Below are 18,491 nucleotides of genomic sequence, written 5' to 3' on the forward strand. Positions count from 1 at the left end.
CCTTTAGCTAATGAAATTACTCCGTTAGCATAACGCTTACTGATTCCGTATTTCTCTTGAATATAACTATTCCAACTGGATTGATTAAATTTTATTTCTTTATTTAATAAATGGTTAACTGTTTCAACTGTTGCTTGATAAAATATATCGGACAATGAAGTTAAAAACATCTCCAATTCGGTGAAACCGATGGGGTTAAGTTCATCGGCAGGAGTTGGCAAGCCTTTGCAATAAGTAAGAGTCGTCATCGCTTTTTGGCTACCTCCCTCAGTTCGGGCACTATTTTTTTTGTGCTTATGACTTCGACTCCCATATTTACCAATTAAGTCAACAATATCATATTGACTCCGGACCACCAGCCGTCCGAGAAGCTCCTATGCCAGCAGTTGAGTTCCCATCGGTGCAACCTGCAAGACCGTCACACAAAGTCGAGTAGCTGCTTGTTGGGGTAGAAACTAGACATTTCCTGATTATATCAGAGAAAATGTCTAGTTATGTCAATAATTGTCTAGATATTTACGGACTGTTAGTTAACCCCGATCGCGCAGAATGGTTTCAGCCTGCTGAATTTGCTCATCTGTTCCCTGAACTAACACCAGATAATCCCCATGAGAGAGGCGATGGCTATAGCGTTTGGCTTGTTCTTCGGGAACTCCCAAGTTAGCCAGTAGACCCACCAAACCACCCCCTGCTGCACCAATAGCACCTCCGCCTAATGCAGAAGCGATCACGGCGGCTTCGGTTCCGACAAATACCACCGGACCAACCCCAGGAACCGCTAAGGTGACTAACCCAACCAGCAATCCAGTCAATCCGCCTAAGACACCCCCAGCTACAGTCCCTGTGGCTGCATCTCTAGCTTTTTCATGACTCAACGGATCAGTTACTCTCACCCCAGCCACCTGATCGGGATGTTCGGCGTCTTTGGCAATAACCGAAACCTGGTTCATCTGAAATCCAGCCGCTTTTAACTCATCGAGAGCATTTTTAAAATTTTGCTCGTAAGAAAAGACGCCAATCGCTCGCTGAGTTTGCTTTCCGGGTGCTGTTGACGGGGGAGACGGGGTTACACCTGTCGGCGTTGCACCCAAGGGTTCGCCAAAGGGTCCTGTGTACGCGGCGCCTAGGGGTGTAGGATATCCAACCTGAGCAGCAGTCGTTGGGTGAGTATAGGTAGAAACTGGGGTATTCACCGTCGGACGCTCATAACTTCTCCACTCTTGAATTCCTCGAGGTTTCAGGATAGAAGCCGCACGGGTGATCTGATCGGGTGTGCCATCAACTAGGATTAAGTAATGTCCTTTTTCTAAGCGATCTTGATAAAGTTTAGCTTCGGCTTCCGGAACTTCCAATCCAATTAACGCCCCAAATAAGCCTCCAGCAGCGCTACCAACAGCCCCACCCAGAAGTGTATTTCCAATGACCGACGTCGCTGCGCCCCCGACTAAAATGGGTCCAACTCCCGGAAGCGCGATCGCACCTAAAGTACCAATTAAACCTACGATACCTCCTGTAACTCCCCCCGCAACCGCACCAGCCACAACACCTTCACCCGCTTCATTTTCGGTATCATCTTGCACATCCACTCCGGCAATTTGCTCCTCATTTCGGGCAATGACTGATACTTGGTTCATGGGAAAATCAGCATCCCTCAGATGTTCTAGAGCATTTTCAGCAGCTTGTCGGCTGGAAAAGACACCCACACCTCGCTGATATTGACCTAATGTCATAGTATTTGCCTCCATCTATCTATAGGTTTTCACCCTGATACCCCTATTTCTACATTTCTGTTGCAGATATTCATCAATCGTGCGAGATAACCCACATCAGCAACTTGTCCATCTGTAGGAAGAAAGAATTGTCTGAATTATGAAGAAATTATGAATTATGCAGGATGGGGTAGTCGAGGCGGGTTTAATCAAATTTGGGTAAGGCAAGAAACGATAGTAGTAAAACCCGCCCCTACACAACCCTGATAAATCCATCTGCTCCTATGGTCTGTTCCCTGAACAAAGGACGAATGACGAATAACAAAGGACAATCCACGGAAATTGCGACTCATGGGTTCGGTTCTACGACCCCAGAGAGATGATGAGTACCAGTATCCTCATAGATAGACAAGTAGAACTGGTTGTTCATGGGGATAGATAGCGGTGCAAAAGTGGTTGTTACCAAACATCAGTGAAGTTTTAGCTCAGAATACGCAGACTGGAGTCAACAATCCGGTCGAATCTCAGGTTGAACCTGCGAAGGTTGTCATGGATAAAGGACAGCGCAGTGAGACTAGTCGCCGAATGAGACAACAGACGCGATCGCAACGAGAATGGCAGAGTGCGATCGCGTCTCTGGAACAGTTACTCTTACAACTCCTTTGCCAACGGGATCAAGCCGACCATTCAACCTCCCTAAACGGGTTAGTTTTAGCTGGTCCTGCACCCGTTTTAAGTCACTCAGATCTCCTTTGCCATTTCCACACTGGGGTGTTTACCAGTGAAACCCTAAACCCCTGGAGTTTTATGCCCTTTCAATTGCCTCCAGCTCAACCGGAAAGGACTCAAGGTACGGTTAATACCACATATCAACTCCGGTTGTTTCCGGCTGACTCGTTGAGCACAGAGCAGTTTTGTTTGGTCTTTACCCGTGGCTTTAGTTTAGTCATGGCGGCGGGAGAAGACCAAAATGGTGTACCTGGGTTTCGCTTCTCCTTTGATCCAAAGGATGTGCAAAAAGCTTGGGCGTCTCTTTATCCTCGGTTGTTATTAGCCAATCCCCATCAACTGAGTTATTTAAATACATTAGTTAAGCAGTTTGCCCCCCAGCGCCCAGATTATCAGATTGTCATGGAATTTGGGCGTCAGTTGCTACAAAACATGCCCGAATCTTCCCCGGAAATTAAGAATGAAACCATAGCTGTAACTCCGAGTAATTCAGTCACTCAATTATCTAAAGACCCGTCTTACAGTGAGACAATTGAAGACCGGGATTGGCAACCATTAGCTAAATCAGAAACTCGTGTCAATCATCGAGTATCCCAGCTCCGTGAAGCCACCCCAGATATTGAACTTCTGCAAGCTTTAACCCATGAAGTCCGTACACCGCTGACGACGATTCGCACGTTAACAAAATTATTATTAAAACGTCGAGATTTAGCGCCAGAAGTTATTCGACGTCTGGAAATTATAGATCATGAATGTACAGAACAGATTAACCGCATGGAGTTAATTTTTAAAGCAGTTGAATTAGAAACAAAAGCGGTTAAAGAAGCACCGGTTAATCTCACATCAATGTCGTTGGCTCAAATTTTCCAGAACAGTATTCCCCACTGGCAAAAGCAGGCACAAAGGCGTAATGTTAGCTTAGATGTCGTATTGCCGCAAAATCTGCCCACAGTAGTGAGTAATCCCTCAATGTTGGATCAGGTATTGACGGGTTTAGTGGAGAATTTTACCCGCACCTTACCTGCAGGTGGTCACATTCAGGTGCAGGTAACACCCGCCGGAAACCAGTTAAAATTGCAATTCCAGTCTCAACCTGACCCAGAAAATTCGGGGAATGCTGATGTGTTGGGACAGTCAACCTGCCAGACGTTAAAATCAATTGGTCAGTTACTAATGTTTCAGCCAGAAACAGGCAGTTTAAGTTTGAATCTGAACGTGACCAAGCACATGTTCCAAGCATTAGGAGGTAAATTAATTGTGCGTCAGCGACCCCAAGCGGGAGAAGTGATGACGATATTTCTGCCCTTGGAAGTTGGGAATAATAGCACAAATCAAGGCGGAATATTGGTATAGTTTCGGGGTTCATTCCATTTGGGTTAAGTCAGCAATGCCTAATGTAGATAGATGCTCTGGAAACACTTTCAAAGGTTAAATATCTTGGGGGTATTCCTTCCATAATGAAGTCGTAATATTTAGACTTCGATAATCGCCATCTCCCAAAATCAAGTGATCCACTAAAGGCACATCGATTAGCTGCGCCCCCTGCAAAAGCTGTTTGGTCAGAAAAATGTCTTGCTCAGAGGGTTCAACACTACCTGTTGGGTGATTGTGCGCCACAATAAACCGTGTCGCTCCATGGCGCAAGACGGCTTGTAAGATTTCACGGGGACAGGCTAATGTCTGCGTTGCTGTACCAATCGAGATGAGTTTAATCCCCAATAAGTGATTTTTCACATCCAACAGTAACACGGCAAAACGCTCCTGAGTTTGCCACATTAACTCATGACTCAAAGCCGCCGCCGCCGCTGTGGGGCTGTCAATTATTGTGCCTTCTGTCGGGCGAGACTGAAAGGCTCGTTTTCCCAGTTCAATGGCGGCTAGAATGGTGGCAGCTTTAGCGGGTCCGACGCCATGGATACGCATTAACTCCTGGGCTGAGATATCTCGCAATACTGCCATGGGATCGCGCTCATCTTGACTCAATTGCTGCAAAATATATTGTCCTAAACCTACTGCTGAAAGTTTACCTTTTCCCTGACCTGTGGCAAGCAAAATGGCAATCAGTTCCGCCGTCGCCAAATTTTTGGCACCAATTGCCATTAATCGTTCGCGTGGACGTTCGCTAGCAGGAATATCCGCAATTCTAAGGCTATAGGTCATAACGCTACCCCATCAGTCCGGGACAAGCCGGTCATTATCAGGTTTGGTTGAATACTTACACTTTGGTACTCTTTAAGGCAGATGGCAGAATGCTCTAGGGCGGAAGGTAAGGAGTAAGGTGGCAAGGTAAAAGTCAAGAATCACTGTCTAGACGGACATGATATCATGGCTGCAATTGAATTGCTATATTAATAGAATTTTGGACTCAAATTCGTAAGGTTAGGTGATTGAGGATTGGGGATTGGGGAAGAGGGGACGTGACTTTTGAGCCGCCATTAATTGTAGTCTTTTCACAGCTAACTGTGGTAACTGAACCGAGGCTCTAACGGTGATGTAGATTGTTCAGGAGTTTTATATCAACATATCGGCTATCTCCAGCATCTCCGGCGAGAACGGTAAAGGGTTGATCAGGTTCTCCGAGATGATTTAACACGAGTACCGCTTGGGCAAAATCTTGGTCTTTTGTATAGTTGTTGACTGTAATCAGCGTGGTGATACCCGCTTGCGTCGCCGCAATTAAACCCTGATCAGAGTCTTCGATCGCTAAACAATCTTGGGGTAGCAAATCCATTTGCCGCAGTACATAGTGGTAAATATCTGGGGCGGGTTTTTTCGCCGGGACGATATCACCCGCCGCGATCGCGTCAAACCACGCCGGACTCTCCTCCCCTAGGGTATGCTGCAAAAGGGCGGTTATATTAGTAGGGGCGGTAGTGGTGGCGATGGCTAACCGAATTCCTTGCGATCGCGCCGCTTTAATCAATCGTTGCACACCGGGACGCAGGGGAATAGCCCCCGTGGCGATAAGTTGCTGATAATGGTGAGTTTTCGCCCGGTGCAGATTTGCAATGAACTCGTCGAAATTGGCGGGAGGTGAGAAATCAGGGCGGTATTGGTTCAAATAAAAGCGGATACGTTCTTTCCCACCAGCAACTGCTAGTAATTCACCATAGAGGGAAACAGACCAATCCCAATCAAATCCAGCTTCAGCAAAGGCGTGGTTAAATGCTACACGATGTCCGTCTTGTTCTGTATTCGCTAATGTCCCATCTACGTCAAAGATTAATGCTCGAAGTTTGGTCATTGGTCTTATGTCACTGGTCTTATGTCAGCAACTATACCGACATAAGATGGCAACATGCAAGCGGCTTCTGGAAGCAAACAAAACCTTTCTCTGGGAAAAGAGTCGGACAAACAATGTAAAATCCCCCAACTTTTAAGCGGGGGAGCAGCTTATCCGATCAAGGGACAACTAAGCGTTTTTCGTAACCAGACCGTAGATGAACAAGACGACCATCGCGCCTACAATTGCCACTAGGAAACCCCACCAAGTAAAGCCTGTAAAACCTACTCCAAAGAGCAAGTTACCAATCCAGCCTCCAATTAAAGCCCCAACGATTCCCAGTGCCATGGTAGCGAGGATGCCACCGCCTTGGTGTCCTGGATAAATTGCCTTCGCGATCGCGCCAGCGATAATTCCTAAAACAATCCAGGCTAAAATTCCCATAGTAATGTCCTCCTTAGTTTAATAATTTAATGATTAGTCAATCAGATTTTAATCAATACAGTTTTTAGATTATCAAGAAATGTCTTGAAGCCTATCTATCCTAAGAAAGAAGGTTTAGGAGCGATTTACATTACTTAAATAAATGCGAGATTATTTTCCTCTCTTAAAGTGAAAGAATATGTGACACCCTCGGATGTACGCCTCCCTTATGGATGGAGTGGTGCGGGCATCTTGTGTGCTAATCTACTTAGGTATTCTGCGCTAATCTACTGACGTGGCACGGCTAAACTTGGGGAATAGATTTGACGATTAAATCGGGCGCAAGCTCTGTGCGCCCCTACGGTTTCCGGGTGTAAGCGTCATCCACTAAATTAGGTGTGCCACGCCACTACATACGTCTTGCACGCTTGCTACCCCCGCTTCCTGAATTTGACCGACTCAACACTAATCAGATTTAATAGGGGAAAAGAATTAAGGTCAATCAGGCAATTTGAGATGATTCTTCGCCAACTGATAGCATTCCTAGTCGCGATCGCTCTATTCGTTCATCCTCTATCTGCTCAAGCGGCTGACTATCCGCCTCCCTTATCCTACAGTCACGCCCAACTCACAGGCAAAGACTTTTCCGGTCAAAATTTACAGAGGGCTGAATTTGCCAATGCCAATTTACAGTTAAGTAATTTTGCCTATGCTGACTTGCGAGGTGCTATTTTTAGTGGGTCAGTGATGACTAATGCTAATTTGCACAGTGTTGATTTAAGCTATGGCATGTTAGATCAGACAGATTTAACTGGAGCAGATTTAAGTGATGTGATTTTAGTCGAAACTCTCTTACTTGGATCAGTGTTTGATAATACATTAATCACAGGTGCGGACTTCACCGATGCCCTCCTAGATGGCGCACAACTGCAACAGTTATGTCAGCAGGCTTCAGGGATTAATTCTAAAACTGGCGTAGCCACAAGGGATTCTCTCGGTTGTTCTTAATTGTCTGATGGACGGGGACGGGTAAGGAATTGGGGGATTTTTTCAAAAGATTAAATGCACTCAATTATCTGGAGCTTTTGTTCATCAGCAAGCTACCGGGTTAATTGCCAGGTGAAGTTGCCATGAACGATGAATAATTTATCGGCTTCAGTAGAGTTTTATTTTGTCATGCTCCAGCGCTAAAGACTTGTTTGGCTGTCAAGTTCAATTCTGGGAACGTTGGAGAATCGATGCGGTCATCTCCCCTGAACTGACTAACCTGGTACTCATCCTCAACAAGTTGGTAGACTGAAAAAGTGGGTTGTTTTGGATTGCCAATAAATCGTCTACCACCTAACCCCAAGTAATCAACAATCCAATATTCTGGAATCCCCATTTCTTCATAATCTCTGGCTTTAGTCAGGTAATCATCTCGCCAGTTAGTGCTGACAACTTCTACTGCCAATTTGACTGATTTTCCCTGTGAGATAGTTGATGATTTTTTCCAAAGTGGCTCATCGTGCAAGGCGTTTTTGTCTAAGACGATGACATCGGGCTGATAACCTGATGGAATACTAGGAGGTTTGACGAGGTAGGTTCTGGGAATAAAGTAGGGGAGACTTTGGCGATCAAGTTCTACATTCAGCTTGCGGTTGAGAAAAGCGGCAACCTCTTCGTGGTCTCCAGTTGGATTCATTTTAACTATAACTCCCTCATACAGTTCATAACGCCCTCGTCCATCGGGATACCATTCCAGAAACTCTTCAAATGTTAGTAGGTTGGGTGCCGACTGAATCATGGCTTAAGTTCCTCTAAAATCCTCGTATACGATTCCGATCGTTGCCTCTATGACTATTATAGTTTGGTGCTGGGGCATCAGCCGGGATGATATACTCATGCGAAATCGAGCAAACTAAATAAGGTGATTTCAGAGAAATCACCCAATCTTTGCGCTATTTCAGTTCATAGTTGTCAACCCGACGACACTGTTATAGCCAATCTTCAAAGATGGCTATCTCTGTGCGATTTGCCTTTAATTTAAACTCGTAAATTAAGTTAAACACTTGCTCGAACCCTTGCAATGTTATTGATAGTCTATCACCTTTAAACTTATCAACAAACAACATGAAAACAAATTTACTCACAAAGTGTGATTCATGCCCCACTATCCTTTCAGGTATAGTAGAAGTATTCTCGCCGGATTAGGATAAATCCCCGTTCTAAGGAGAAAAATTCATGCCAGCCCGCTCTTTTACTTCCACCTTGAGGAAACTAACCGCCTGCTTAAGTCTTGCCAGTCTGGGTATCGCGATCGCATTACCCGCCAACAGCGTCACCGAATCCCCTCGCCTCTTGAAGGCAGAACCCGGACTCCACCTGATTGCTCAACGAGGCGTAAACAATATAGCTGATGAACTCGAAACCGCCAACGACGCTTTCTCCACCCTAACGGATGCGATCAAAACCGCCGGACTCACCTCAGCACTGGCGGGGAGGGGACCAATTACCATTTTTGCCCCCACAGATGAAGCCTTTGCTGCTTTACCAGAGGGAACTGTTGCAACTTTACTCCGACCCGAAAACCGCTCTCGATTAACTGAAATCCTCACGTATCACGTTGTTCCCGGTAACATTAACACCTTTGGCTTAACCCCCGGTTCGACCTTACGGTTAACCACCCTAGCGGGTAAACCCTTAACCATAAGAGTCAGCGATGCTAGCGAAGTTTTTGTCAATGGTATCCCCGTGGTTCTGGCAGATATTCCTGCATCTAACGGCATGATTCATGGGATTAGTGCAGTTCTATTGCCCTAGGGATGGGGGATTGGGGATTGGAAAACAGGTGATTGGGGAAGTTTAGAGGAAAGTAGGGGCGGGTTTAGGGCATTCGCCCAAGCTATTGATGATAACTTTTGTTCAAAACCCGCCCTGACCGAGTTTTGATTAAAGCAACTGACTTAACCAAGGACTCACTTCCACAGACAAAAGTTGACCAAGCTGAAGCAATTGGCGCAGTCGGATAATCGTCCAAGGATTTGTCGCCGTAAGCTGCGCCTGATGTCCATTCTTGTGGTCACTCAGGCGTTGGGCTTGAATTGCCAGTTCACACTGTGGCACGATTGAGGTGTGTAAACAGTTGAAATAGAGTTCCTGACAACGGTCTAAAGATAAACCGAGGTTCAGCCGATTGCCAATCTCAATCAGCCGATCAATCTGACGGATATCCTCGGCGAGGGTATCGGGATCACCCTCATGCAAAAGTTGCCACAACGCTCGCCAAATTAATCTCTCCAGAGTTAGCTTGGCTTCTGGGATATTCAGGTGACACCGTAAATGCCCCGCTTCTGTGGCGATTGCTTCCAGTTCAGCTATCTGAGCATTGATAGCTTGGGGATCGCTCATCTCTATGTCTAGGGCTTTAATCGCAATCAGGCAACGGTTGGACAAAGCAATTTCTGCTGCCACTTGCAATTCTTTCGGTACGGGCAATTCATCCCGATGGAATGCCATCAACACGCCGTAATTATCCCGGTACATCTGGTTATAAAGCTGATCTAGTCGTGTCAGGGTTTCCTGACTAATTAGCTGCATAATCCGTTGTCGCTCTTCAGCAAACAGATTTTGTAAACTAAACGACTGCTCACCAAACATCTGATTCATTGCCAGAATCGTATGGGCAGCACTGGCTTGCTTGAGCGCCTCAAATATCTTGTCCCTCAACTGGGTATATACCCGACGCCCGGTAAAGGCTTGAATACAGCAGTGGAAGTCCCAGCCCCCGATATGGAGAACAGCAAAGACTAATTCTATATTTTCCCAAGTAATCTCAGACACCAGTCGCAATTGACCCACTGCCAACGTCAGTGAACCCATACGTTGGAGTTGATAGTCAAGCTGATGCGCTTGGTAGCAGTAGAGGCGGTCTTGTTGGGAATAGTTGGTAAATAAGGAACTAATCGCGTAATGGGCGGCAACTTGTTTAAAGGTAATTTGCGCCGATACTACCAGTTGCCGATAGACCACATCCCCGGTTTTAAAGCAGTCTATATTACTCGGTGCGAGGTAAAGGCGTTCCAAGAAACCTAGCTCAAGCTGGATACCAGCCACCTCTCCAGCTAACTCCAACGCCCGCGCCGCATAGCGTAAAATCTGTACCCCTTCTGGCCCGGATATTTCCTCAAAGAACCAGCCGCAACTGGTATACATGAGCATGGCGTGGCGTTGCATTTCCAACAGCCGCAGGGCGTCGATTTGTTCCGTGGGAGAGAGAGGCGCAACGCTGTGACGGTTAAGAAATTCCTCCACCTTTTCCAAAGAGCGATCGCGAAGCACTTGGATATACTCATCCCGCGCCGCCCAAGGATCGCGGAAAAACTGACGTCCCCTCTCGTCATACACCGGAACCAACTGATCCCGCAGCCAGTTCAGGCTGTCTCGCAGGGGACGCCGCCATTTCTGATGCCAACCACCGCCGCCACCACAGCCGCAGTCATCTTGCCAACGGTTGACGCCATGGGAACAACTCCAAGCGGTTACGGGTTTGAGAATAACTTCCCAAGTCGGCGGACTGATGCTGAGGTAATGGGCATAGTTGGTCACCGTCCAGTTACGGTGGGGAAAGACTTGGGTAAAAGCATGGGCGATACACATTTCTGTGTGGCGTTTGTGATGTCCGAAGGTTTCCCCATCGGTTGCCACACTAATAATCTGGGAGGGACGGTGATCCCCATGAATCGCGATCCCTAGACGACCGGCGAAATGTTCGGAACTACTAAGAACATCGCTAAACCCCATATCCCGTGAGATGGGACCGTCGTAGAAAAAGATGTCGATAAATTCACCGCTTTCGAGGAAACAACGGTAAGGGCGGCTGGGATCAATCTGACCTCCACCCACTTCATGCCAATCCGGATCAGGATTGTCTTCTGTCGGTAGAAGGCGACAGCGTTCGGCTTGGGACGGTGCAAGAATGATAAACTTAATCCCTTCTGCCACTATAGCTTCCAGGGTGGGGTAATCAACCGCTGTTTCCGCCAGCCACATTCCTTCGGGATCACGACCAAAGCGAGAGCGGAAATCTTCCATTCCCCAACGGATTTGGGTGTATTTATCCCGTTCATTGGCGAGGGGAAGAATGATATGGTTATAGACTTGCGCGATCGCATTGCCATGACCGTTAAGCCGTTGACAACTCTTGCGATCTGCTTCCAGTATCCGCTCATAAACTTCCATGTCGTAGCGTTCCAACCACGACATCAGCGTCGGACCAATGTTAAAGCTGAGATATTCATAGGTATTAACGATCTCCACCACTTCGCCGTAACCATTTAACACCCGTGCAAAGGCATTGGGGCGATAGCATTCGTGGTGAATTCGTTCATTCCAGTTGTGAAACGGTGCCGCCGAGGGCTGACGTTCAATGGTATCCAGATAAGGATTTTCACGAGGGGGTTGATAAAAATGCCCGTGAACAGTTATGTAGACGCCCCTGGCTGTCTGCAGGGGATCGGATGCAATCTCAGCCTCCTCGGGTAAGGTCGCGATGGGACTGATTGCCGCAGCTTGTGAAGCTGAAAGTTCAGCAGCAGAAGTCATTGAAATCACCAAATTCCACAGAAAACGAGTCAGACCGGTTCCCCTACTCTACTAATTTTCGCTCTTGAGTAGGGATGATTTGAAAGATTAGCTAAACGAATTTTGGGTTGAAAGCTAGCCATTTCAGTAGGGAACGCCAGCCCAGTAGAGACAAAATCATTCGCACAAGTTGCTAAACTTGCATTTGGGGATGAACCTGTAACAATTTGTGCCTTTAATCTTGTATTCAACCGCAATATTTACTGAAAATCGATGAAACTTAATAGAACTTGCGATAAATTCACACAACTTAATCGCACTATAGCAATTCTTGCCCATTATGGCACCTCTTGCTGGGGATCTGTAGGGGGCAGGGGAGTAGGGGAGAGCCTGTAGAGACATGTAGAACTATGGTGAGCAGGGGAGAGATGTTTCCCACTCAACAATCAACGAATGACAAATGACAATCCTCACCGTTAACTTTAATCTGTACCCATCTGCTTATTTTTAGATGCTGAACAAAAACACGATTCTGTCTCTGTTGTTAATTTTTGTCCCCATTTCCATTGCCGCACATTTTCTGGAATGGGGATCAGCTATAGTTTTCATTACCTCCTGCCTGGCGATTATTCCCCTAGCGGCGTGGATGGGAAAGGCGACGGAAGAAATTGCGGTTGTGGCTGGACCCACCTTGGGTGGGTTGCTCAATGCCACGTTTGGCAATGCGACAGAACTGATTATTGCCCTCATTGCCCTAAATGCTGGTTTAGTCAATGTGGTCAAAGCCACGATTACGGGATCAATTATTGGCAACTTGCTGCTGGTCATGGGATTATCTATGCTATTGGGCGGGTTGCGTTTCAAGGAACAGGACTTTCAACCGATTGTGGCGCGGGTGAATGCTTCCTCAATGAATTTGGCTGTCATTGCCATGCTACTACCGACGGCGATGGATGCCACGACGCCGGGAATTGATGAAGAAACGTTACAAGGATTATCGGTTGCCGTTGCTGGGGTGTTGATCGTGGTGTACGCCCTCACCTTACTGTTTTCCATGAAAACTCACAGCTATCTTTTTGATGTGGGTATGGTGGATATTGAGTTACAAGAGGGGGAAGCCGTTCCTAGTGAGGAACTCGAACATAAGGTGAATTTAAAGTTGTGGATTGGGGTGTTACTTGGGGTAACCCTACTGGTGGCGTTGGAGTCGGAACTATTGGTGGATACCTTAGAGGAAGCCACCTCCCAGTTAGGATTAACTGCCCTATTTACAGGAGTGATTCTATTACCCATTATTGGTAATGCCGCAGAACATGCCACGGCGGTGACAGTGGCGATGAAAAACAAGATGGATTTGTCGGTGTCGGTGGCGGTGGGATCAAGTTTACAAATTGCCCTATTTGTTGCCCCTGTCTTGGTGATTGCGGGTTGGTTTTTGGATCAGCCAATGGATTTGGATTTTCACCCCTTTGAACTGGTGGCGGTAGCCGTCGCGGTGTTAATCGCCAATTCCATTAGTTCTGACGGTAAGTCAAACTGGTTGGAGGGGATTTTGCTGCTTGCGGCTTATGTGGTTTTGGGGTTAGCGTTTTACTTCCATCCGGTTGTGGAAGGGTTGGCATAACCTAGTAGAGACGCGCCATGGCGCGTCTCTACACGTTCAATTCGACTTGAGTTGATAATCACAGCTCAGGGGCATATTACAAAAGAAGACACTATAGCCAGGAATTTCGATCGTATTACCCTGGCGATTGGTGGTAAAGCCTAATCCTTTAGTTTCCTCACATCCTGGATATCCCGACAAGTCATAGCGGGCAGATTCGTTACTCAAATTGAAAATACAAAGGATTCGCTGTTCGGCATATTCCCGGATAAAGGCAAAAATCGGTTCCTCCGTATCCAGAATTTCCAAGTTACCTGCTTCTAATGCCGGTTGTTTTTTGCGCCAGTGGAGTAAACGACGCCAGGTATTTAGGAGTGAATTAGGATCTTTATTTTGCAGATTCACCGCCCGTTGATAATGACTTTCGGGAACAGGTAGCCAGGGTTCTTCCGCCGTGGTAAATCCGGCATGGGGGGCATCCCCTTGCCATGGTATTGGTGTGCGCGAACCGTCTCGTCCTTTAATTGCCGGATAAAGGGCTTGACCAAAAGGATCTTTAATATCTTCTACAGGAATATCTTCAGGGATTCTTGCCTCGGTTAAACCCAATTCATCGCCTTGATAGAGACATATTGCACCCGGTAAGGATAGAAGCAGTGCCGCAATCAGATGATAAAATTTCTCCGGATAAGGATTTCCCTGAGCATCCTTTCCAGTCCAGCGCGATCGCAGGCGACCATAATCATGATTGCCGACAATCCAACAATCACCACCTTGGGTAAAGTTACTTAACACTTTTTCCATCATCTGGCGCATCAGTTTAGCGCTGATGGGTTCATCGACGAGGAGTCCGCTATGGTACGCCATGTGCAACCGTTCATCACCTGCAACAAATTCACTGGCAAGGGCAATGGAGTCTTCACAGAACGTAACTTCGCCTAAACCAACCGTACCCGGATACTGATTCATTAACTCACGGATAGGTTTGAGGGCGTCTAAGGTTTCTCGACGGCAGAAGTTGTACTTAAACAGTTGCCGAACCACAGGATTATCGGGGGCGACGCCATCAGGTAAAGACGCATCTTTCGGACGAACAGGGTTATCCCGCAATTGGGCGTCGTGCATAAAAAAGTTAGGCGCATCGATGCGGAAACCATCAATTCCTAACTCCAACCAGAATTTTGCCCGTACCAAAATTGCGTTAACCACATCTGGATTGTGCCAGTTCAGGTCAGGTTGGCTTTCTAAGAAATTATACATATAAAATTGTTTACGTTCCGGTCCCCATTGCCAAGCACTGTGACCCATAAATGCTGATAGCCAGTTGTTGGGGGGCGAACCATCGGGCTTAGGATCTGCCCAAATATACCAGTCTGCTTTAGGATTATTTTTATTTTGCCGACTTTCTAGAAACCAGGGATGCTGATCAGAGGTATGACTCCAAACTTGATCTAGCATCACTTTCAATCCCATGGAGTGAGCCACTGCCAAAAGTCGTTTAAAATCCTCTAGAGAGCCAAAAAGCGGGTCGATATCCCGCATATCGGTAATGTCATAGCCAAAATCCTCCATCGGGGATTCATAAATTGGACACAGCCAGATGGCATCGACACCTAAAGAGGCAATGTAATCGAGTTGTTCAATAATGCCATTCAAGTCACCTACACCATTGCCATCACTGTCTTTAAAACTCTGTGGAGAAATCTGATAAATAACCGCATTCTGCCACCACTCGCCTTGGTGTTTCACATTACGAGCATCTTCCCACGTCCATGCCCGACGATTGAGTACAGGGGTTTGCCACCAATATTCTATCTTTTTAGTGGTATTTTCGTGGGGTTTTGTCGTATCCATCAGTTGCATGGTTGAATCCTTTGTTAAAGATGAGTTTAGGGATAAGGATGAAGTAAATTGGCTGAAAATAATTGCATTCAACCTTAATACTTGTCCTTATTTAAGTTGGGAATTGCAGGTTTGGTTCGGTTAAAGGGGATGAGCCTCAGCCGCCTGTTGTCTGGCACTCAAAGTCGGCGTCTGATCGAGACTCTCTTGGTGACTATTGACAAACCATAATACTTGTGCATGAACTTCACTCAGCTTAGAGCGCTTCTGAATCTTAAGGTGAGTGAATCATGGACGATTAACTAAATTGTATGCTTCTGGAACTTAACATTACCTCCCTCCAAGGAGTTAACACTAACTCACCCAAATCTCGTTCAAGAGATGGAAATCTATCTCGGCAATTTTGTAAATAAATGTAAACAAAAAACGCCTAGCTTCAACGCTGGAGATTGCTCCAAAGATTTAAATAGTTTAATTTAATTTTTTATACCTTATTTTAAAATGCAGCTTTCCTCTGTCCTAGTAGACAATTAAGAAATAATACTCACCGGTCAAAATTATTCCCTAACTTCCCCTGCTTCCCCCGCTTCCCCTGCTTTCAGGTTAAGTTGAACACCTAGGTGAGGGGGAAGACATCAATACCATAGATTAGGCAGGACAAAGCCCCACCCCAAGAATAGTCCACTCCAAAAATGCAGCTTAACGGCGATAAATTTACAGTTGCTGACTTTTTCCGGTTGATCGTGATAGCAGCCAACATACTGCACTAACTCAAGGGCAAATGGTAAACTCACCAGGATCAATCCTGTCCAAATCGGAAACATCCCCAAAACAATAAACAAACCTGTCAGGGCAACAATGCTGCCACTTAACCAAGGGAGTAATTTAGCACCGCGTTGAGTTCCCAAGACAACAATCGGCGATCGCTTCCCGGCGGCTATATCGTCCTCGACTTGGTGGAAATGGGAGCAAAATAAAATAATCGAGGTACTAATGCCAATAATCATGGAAGCAGCTAACCCCATTGACGAGAAGGTTTGGGCTTGAGAGTAGTAAGCAGCCGCCACCGCCATGGGACCGAAAGTAAAAAAGCAGATAATTTCGCCTAAACCCTGATAACCCAGTCGGAAGGGCGGACCTTGGTAACTATACCCCAAAGCGCAGCAAAGCAAGACGATACCAATCACCGTCGGGTCCCGTTGCCACCACGCGATCGCGATGATGCCCAGGATACCTACAGCTAAAAATAGATTACTCAACCCAAAAATCAGAGATTTATTTCCGGTTAAATTCACCAGTGAATGGGGTTTATTGCGATCAATCCCTGTTTCGGCATCAAACACATCGTTGCTAAGGTTAAGCCAAGCAATAATTAAAATAGCTGACAGTAAAAATGTGCTAAAAATTCCCCAATGCATAAGGTGCGTTTCCCCGTAGGCTACAGCCGTACCAATCCAAATGGGAATGATAGCCACGCTATACATCGGCGGTTTAAGCGCCGCTAACCATAACTTATTTTGGGAATGAGCAATGAACTTTGTGGTCATGAGAGCAAGTTAGACATCCAGTAAATTAGCGCTGATCCAATTAGCAATAAATCCTTGTTTTCCCGGTTTGGGTCTAGAAATCGGATCAAAAAGGTACTCTATTTTACAACGTATTACTGATAACTTATGACTTTTTCTCTAGCTGAATGAACATGACGCTGGGTCTTCACCACCATGGGACAAGCCTTAGAGGGAACAATGGTAATCCCTCGTCGCCACGGTTGTACAGACGTGTTGGGATCAATCGCCAACTGATAACGGCATAGAACCGTTGCCAGAACCAGCTTCATTTCAAAGAGGGACAATGCCATGCCGATGCAGCTACGACTACCGCCACCGAAGGGGAAATACTCATACGGGGAAAACTGCTGATCCAAAAAGCGTTCGGGTTTAAACTGGTCAGGTTCGGGATAGACATCCTGGCGACGGTGGGTTAAATAAATACAAGGCACCGCGATCGCTGTTGGCTCTAATTCATAACCTTGTATCTGCACGGATTCTTTCACCTGACGCGGCTGAGCAATTAAGGCAATGGGGTACAGTCGTAGCGCTTCTTTACAGACAGCCGTAAGATAGGGGAGTTGCGCGATCGCTTCAGGTTCAGGATTATCACCCAAGCTGTCTAACTCTTGCATTGCTTTCTCTAAGCATAACGGCTGACGATGCAGCCAGTAAAACGCCCACGCCAAAGCAGACGCCGTGGTTTCATGACACATTGTAAAGTTTCAATAACAATATAGTCAGATATAATCATGTTTGGTATTATCATGGGTTGAGCGCTAAGATCCCTAGGGAATAATGCTAAACATAAAAAAATATTAAAATTTAGTTTTTATAAAAAATCATAGATTATTGTTATTATGTCAAATAGCTGAAGAACAATATTCAGTATTTCAATTAATCTAAGGGGTGAAATCAATGACAACAACGATGTCAAGATCTGGGATTGAACCATCTCGCGAAATTACGGCTAAATGGTATTACAAAGAGTTGTGGGGTTGGGCTTTAGACAAAATTTGTACGGGCAAAGAACGTCCGACTTTTCTGAAAGCATTATTAATTGCTGCAAATGGAGATGGAGTTCTGACACCAGCAGAAAGAAACTGGGTAATTGGTCGTGCTGCTGTTAGTGGCGCACCAGACTCTTTACTAAAAGAACTAGAAAATTATCCAGCCGATGAAGACATTAACGAGGTTGTTGCGGCTACTTTAGCTACTAATAAATCAAAAAGAGCGGTAATTTATTTTGCCATTAAAGCGGCTGCCTCCGATGGGGAATACAACGATGCCGAAAAAGCGGCTGTACGTAAGTCAGCAACTGCAATGGGTATTTCCGAAGATGTTGTTAAGCAAATTGAAGCACTTTATGCACGGGAAGAACAAATAAAACAAGAAAGAATAGACCTCTGCTTCCCTGAAGGAGATCCTTTTAAATAAAAGCGAAAAGCTGGCATACAACTAGATAAGAGAATTTTCCAGACGTAGTATACTACGTCTGGAACGTTGTTTGTCTGTTGTGAATTCCAATCCCACATCATGGGATTATCGTCTAGGGGATCAGTGACAATACGCCCGATCACGTCAATTTCTTGCACTTCTTATCCAACTCAAATTTATCAGAGGACGTGGTAAATATGGATTGAATTGCCTGGGGGTGGCTGAAAAAGACCACAGGTGGGGAGTTCCGACCCAGTAAGCGGAGGGTAAAGGCATCGCCGTAACGCTGCGTACAGAGGTCGAGAAATTTAAGCGGATCAGCGATGAGTTGCAGCGTTTGCACAAAAAACGGCAACGTCGGACCATCAGGCAATTTCATTCAAATTTTTCCGGGCTGAGGCAACAGGTAACACTTT

The 18,491-nt window shown here is 46.0% G+C and carries 15 protein-coding genes and 1 pseudogene; 5 read left to right on the forward strand and 11 right to left on the reverse strand.

What is annotated here, in order from left to right:
* A pseudogene (locus RIM23_RS01105) lies at window positions 1-248 on the reverse strand (hypothetical protein); the annotation flags it as partial.
* Between the two features lie 282 nt (window positions 249-530).
* The gene (locus RIM23_RS01110; protein ID WP_446363715.1) at window positions 531-1,730 is read right to left on the reverse strand and encodes a general stress protein; all 1,200 of its coding nucleotides are present in this window, start codon (window positions 1,728-1,730) and stop codon (window positions 531-533) included.
* A 423-nt stretch (window positions 1,731-2,153) separates the two neighbouring features.
* On the opposite strand from RIM23_RS01110, the gene RIM23_RS01115 reads away from it, so the two are divergent.
* Window positions 2,154-3,791, forward strand: coding sequence for a sensor histidine kinase (locus RIM23_RS01115; RefSeq protein ID WP_446363717.1), 1,638 nt, complete (start codon window positions 2,154-2,156; stop codon window positions 3,789-3,791).
* Between the two features lie 75 nt (window positions 3,792-3,866).
* On the opposite strand, the gene radC is transcribed toward RIM23_RS01115, so the two are convergent.
* The 3 genes from radC to RIM23_RS01130 all read right to left on the reverse strand — a co-directional run bounded on the left by radC (window position 3,867) and on the right by RIM23_RS01130 (window position 6,105).
* Window positions 3,867-4,598, reverse strand: coding sequence for a RadC family protein (gene radC / locus RIM23_RS01120; protein ID WP_446354732.1), 732 nt, complete (start codon window positions 4,596-4,598; stop codon window positions 3,867-3,869).
* A gap of 322 nt (window positions 4,599-4,920) precedes the next feature.
* Complete coding sequence (locus RIM23_RS01125; protein WP_446363719.1) at window positions 4,921-5,682, reverse strand: HAD family hydrolase; 762 nt, start codon at window positions 5,680-5,682, stop codon at window positions 4,921-4,923.
* A 168-nt stretch (window positions 5,683-5,850) separates the two neighbouring features.
* Window positions 5,851-6,105: a GlsB/YeaQ/YmgE family stress response membrane protein gene (locus RIM23_RS01130; protein WP_446363721.1), complete on the reverse strand. Its 255-nt coding sequence runs from the start codon at window positions 6,103-6,105 to the stop codon at window positions 5,851-5,853.
* Between the two features lie 495 nt (window positions 6,106-6,600).
* Between RIM23_RS01130 and RIM23_RS01135 the strand changes: the two genes are divergently transcribed.
* Entirely contained in the window at window positions 6,601-7,092 is a 492-nt protein-coding gene (locus RIM23_RS01135) for a pentapeptide repeat-containing protein (RefSeq protein WP_446363723.1), read from the forward strand.
* A 166-nt stretch (window positions 7,093-7,258) separates the two neighbouring features.
* Here RIM23_RS01135 and RIM23_RS01140 read toward each other — a convergent pair whose 3' ends face one another.
* A complete protein-coding gene (locus RIM23_RS01140) occupies window positions 7,259-7,870 on the reverse strand; it encodes a Uma2 family endonuclease (RefSeq protein WP_446363725.1) in 612 nt (203 codons plus the stop codon).
* A gap of 437 nt (window positions 7,871-8,307) precedes the next feature.
* On the opposite strand from RIM23_RS01140, the gene RIM23_RS01145 reads away from it, so the two are divergent.
* Window positions 8,308-8,886: a fasciclin domain-containing protein gene (locus RIM23_RS01145; protein ID WP_446363727.1), complete on the forward strand. Its 579-nt coding sequence runs from the start codon at window positions 8,308-8,310 to the stop codon at window positions 8,884-8,886.
* A 129-nt stretch (window positions 8,887-9,015) separates the two neighbouring features.
* Here RIM23_RS01145 and RIM23_RS01150 read toward each other — a convergent pair whose 3' ends face one another.
* Window positions 9,016-11,667 carry a DUF3536 domain-containing protein gene (locus RIM23_RS01150; RefSeq protein ID WP_446363729.1) on the reverse strand — a complete coding sequence of 884 codons (2,652 nt, stop codon included), beginning with the start codon at window positions 11,665-11,667 and terminating at the stop codon, window positions 9,016-9,018.
* A 490-nt stretch (window positions 11,668-12,157) separates the two neighbouring features.
* Here RIM23_RS01150 and cax point away from each other — a divergent pair, with 490 nt between their 5' ends.
* Window positions 12,158-13,270 (forward strand): calcium/proton exchanger, encoded by a 1,113-nt coding sequence (gene cax / locus RIM23_RS01155; protein ID WP_446363731.1) that lies wholly within the window; start codon window positions 12,158-12,160, stop codon window positions 13,268-13,270.
* A gap of 36 nt (window positions 13,271-13,306) precedes the next feature.
* Here cax and RIM23_RS01160 read toward each other — a convergent pair whose 3' ends face one another.
* The 3 genes from RIM23_RS01160 to RIM23_RS01170 all read right to left on the reverse strand — a co-directional run bounded on the left by RIM23_RS01160 (window position 13,307) and on the right by RIM23_RS01170 (window position 17,354).
* Window positions 13,307-15,103, reverse strand: a complete 1,797-nt coding sequence (locus RIM23_RS01160; protein WP_446363751.1) for an alpha-glucosidase family protein — start codon at window positions 15,101-15,103, stop codon at window positions 13,307-13,309.
* A gap of 623 nt (window positions 15,104-15,726) precedes the next feature.
* A complete protein-coding gene (menA, locus tag RIM23_RS01165) occupies window positions 15,727-16,638 on the reverse strand; it encodes a 2-carboxy-1,4-naphthoquinone phytyltransferase (RefSeq protein ID WP_446363733.1) in 912 nt (303 codons plus the stop codon).
* Between the two features lie 113 nt (window positions 16,639-16,751).
* Window positions 16,752-17,354 (reverse strand): cytochrome P450, encoded by a 603-nt coding sequence (locus RIM23_RS01170; RefSeq protein WP_446363735.1) that lies wholly within the window; start codon window positions 17,352-17,354, stop codon window positions 16,752-16,754.
* 202 nt (window positions 17,355-17,556) lie between these two features.
* On the opposite strand from RIM23_RS01170, the gene RIM23_RS01175 reads away from it, so the two are divergent.
* On the forward strand, window positions 17,557-18,075 hold the full coding sequence (locus RIM23_RS01175; RefSeq protein WP_446363737.1) for a hypothetical protein: 519 nt from the start codon (window positions 17,557-17,559) through the stop codon (window positions 18,073-18,075).
* A 139-nt stretch (window positions 18,076-18,214) separates the two neighbouring features.
* On the opposite strand, the gene RIM23_RS01180 is transcribed toward RIM23_RS01175, so the two are convergent.
* Window positions 18,215-18,454, reverse strand: coding sequence for a hypothetical protein (locus tag RIM23_RS01180; RefSeq protein WP_446363739.1), 240 nt, complete (start codon window positions 18,452-18,454; stop codon window positions 18,215-18,217).
* Between the last annotated feature and the right edge of the window lie 37 nt (window positions 18,455-18,491).

This window comes from Coleofasciculus sp. G3-WIS-01, assembly GCF_040223135.1.
Lineage (GTDB): Bacteria > Cyanobacteriota > Cyanobacteriia > Cyanobacteriales > Coleofasciculaceae > Coleofasciculus.